The sequence below is a fragment of the Hydrogenovibrio sp. genome (assembly GCF_049975065.1).
Taxonomy (GTDB): domain Bacteria; phylum Pseudomonadota; class Gammaproteobacteria; order Thiomicrospirales; family Thiomicrospiraceae; genus Hydrogenovibrio.
The window spans coordinates 2,874-5,659 of the sequence record NZ_JBNGDN010000069.1 but is presented as its reverse complement, the minus strand read 5'-3'; the positions used below and the strand labels follow the sequence as shown (position 1 = coordinate 5,659).

General features: G+C 51.9%; 3 protein-coding genes. All 3 read right to left on the bottom strand.

Annotated elements, in window-relative coordinates; genetic code table 11:
* Positions 1 to 1,007, bottom strand: a 1,007-nt coding sequence (gene leuB / locus ACP5D0_RS08210) for a 3-isopropylmalate dehydrogenase (RefSeq protein WP_472365196.1), incomplete at its 3' end; no start/stop codon positions are given.
* Between the two features lie 66 nt (positions 1,008 to 1,073).
* Positions 1,074 to 1,709, bottom strand: a complete 636-nt coding sequence (leuD, locus tag ACP5D0_RS08205; protein WP_472365194.1) for a 3-isopropylmalate dehydratase small subunit — start codon at positions 1,707 to 1,709, stop codon at positions 1,074 to 1,076.
* A 9-nt stretch (positions 1,710 to 1,718) separates the two neighbouring features.
* Positions 1,719 to 2,786: 3-isopropylmalate dehydratase large subunit (leuC, locus tag ACP5D0_RS08200; protein ID WP_472365193.1), on the bottom strand; the 1,068-nt coding region annotated here is incomplete at its 5' end.

Sequence of the window (2,786 nt, the reverse complement as noted above, 5' to 3'; positions counted from 1 at the left end):
ATATCACCGGTGCGCAAGCCTTGATCCAAGACCTTGCTGACCGCGTTTTCAATTTTAAGCGCCAAATCTTCCCGTCCTAGGCTGTAGCGCAGCATCATCGCCGCCGACAAAATGGTCGCCAACGGATTGGCCAAATTCTGCCCGGCAATGTCCGGTGCCGAACCATGACTCGGCTCATACATACCTTTATTATTGGCATCCAAGGACGCTGAGGCCAGCATACCGATGGAACCGGTCAGCATGGAGGCTTCATCCGAGAGTATATCTCCGAACATATTGCCCGTCACCATAACGTCAAACTGCTTTGGATTCAATACCAACTGCATGGCGGCGTTATCGACATACATATGCTGAACCGACACGTCTGGATATTCCTTGGCAACGTCATCAATGATTTCGCGCCACAGCTCGGTCACTTCCAACACATTCGCCTTATCGACGGAACACAACTTCTTGTTGCGCTTCATGGCCGCATCGAAGGCCACACGCGCAATGCGTTTGATTTCGGACTCGGAATACACATAGGTGTTGTAACCTTGGCGCTCACCGTTTTCCAAGGTACGGATACCGCGTGGCTGACCGAAATAGATCCCACCGGTCAATTCACGCACAATCAAAATATCCAGACCGGCCACAACCTCCGGTTTCAGCGTGGATGCATCCGCCAATTGCGGGAACAAATACGCCGGTCTCAGGTTAGCGAACAATTCCAAATTGGAGCGTAGAGACAAGAGCCCTTTTTCCGGACGCACTGAAATATCCAACGACTCCCACTGATAACCACCCACTGCGCCCAGTAAAATCGCGTCAGACTGCTTGGCTTTTTCCAAAGTCTCATCCGCCAAGGGGACACCGTGCACATCGTAAGCCGCGCCACCGACCAAGTCGTGCGTCATCTTGATGTCCAAACCGTCGCTTTTTTGCAAGGCTTCCAGCACCTTGACGGCTTCAGCGGCAATTTCCGGCCCAATGCCGTCTCCAGGTAAAATCAGTACTTCTTTTGTCATTTACAGTGTCTCTAAAGTGTCTTTACTTAAATTACTTATTCAATGAAACGCATGGATGGCCGCCAATCAAAACAGCCAAGGCGAGGCCGCTTTATGCTTGGCTTCAAAGGTTTTGATTTCATCTTCATGCTGTAAGGTTAAACCGATATCATCCAACCCGTTCAACAAACAATGTTTACGAAAGGCATCCACATCAAACTCAATGGCATCCCCGTTCGGCTTGATGATGTGTTGATTTTCCAAATCAATGGTCAGCGCATAGCCTTCCTGCGCGAAAATTTCTTTAAACAAACCGTCCACCGTCTGCTCGTCCAGCACAATCGGCAAGATACCGTTTTTGAAGCTGTTATTGAAGAAAATATCGGCAAAACTCGGTGCAATAATGACGTCAAAACCGTAGTCTTTCAACGCCCAGGGGGCATGCTCACGACTGGAACCACAACCGAAATTTTCTCGCGCTATCAGAATTTGCGCCCCTTGATAACGCGGCTGGTTCAACACAAAGTCTTTGCGTAACGGACGGTTAGCATTATCCATCCCCGGTTCGCCGACGTCTTCATATCGCCATTCATCAAACAAATTCGGTCCGAAACCGGTGCGTTTAATGGATTTCAAAAATTGCTTCGGGATAATCGCGTCGGTATCCACATTCGCGCGATCCATCGGTGCCACGATGGCGGTAAATTTCGTAAACTTTTCCATTCTGACTCCTTATACCGCTTCTTTCATCATGTCACGCACATCCACAAAGTGCCCGGAGACAGCGGCGGCGGCCGCCATTTGCGGGCTAACCAGATGCGTCCGTCCACCCGCGCCCTGACGCCCTTCGAAGTTACGGTTTGACGTGGAAGCACAGTGCTTACCGCTCGGCAGCTTATCGGCATTCATCGCCAAACACATCGAACACCCCGGATTACGCCACTCGAAACCGGCTTCAATGAAAATTTTATCCAATCCTTCTTCTTCCGCCTGTTTTTTCACCAGGCCTGACCCCGGCACGACAATCGCTTGTTCAACGGAAGCCGCCACTTTACGGCCTTTCAACACCGCCGCCGCTTCACGAAAATCCTCAATGCGCGAGTTGGTACAGGAGCCGATAAAGACATAATCCACCGGAATATCGGTAATCGCCATATCGGCTTCCAACCCCATGTATTCCAAGGCGCGACGAATGCCGCTGGCTTTCACTTCGTCGGATTCGTTCGCCGGGTTCGGCACTTTGCCGTTAACGTCCAACACCATTTCCGGCGAGGTGCCCCAAGACACTTGCGGTTCAATGCTGGCACCGTCGATTTCCACGACCTTATCGAACACCGCATCCGCATCGGATTTCAAATCTTGCCAGGCCTGGACGGCCATTTCCCACTGGTCGCCCTTCGGTGCCATCGGACGACCTTTCACATACTCAATGGTTTTGTCATCCACCGCCACCAAGCCAACGCGCGCACCGGCTTCAATCGCCATATTGCACACCGTCATGCGCCCTTCAATCGACATATCACGGAACACCTGACCACCGAACTCAATGGCATGACCGTTGCCGCCAGCGGTACCGATTTGGCCGATAATCGCCAACACCACGTCTTTCGGGGTGACGCCCGGCTGCAATTGACCGTCCACCTTGATCAGCATGTTTTTCATTTTCTTTTGAATCAAGCATTGCGTGGCCAGCACATGTTCCACTTCCGACGTCCCCACGCCGTGCGCCAGGGCTCCTAAAGCGCCGTGCGTCGCCGTATGAGAGTCACCACACACCAGCGTAATCCCCGGCAAGGTCAT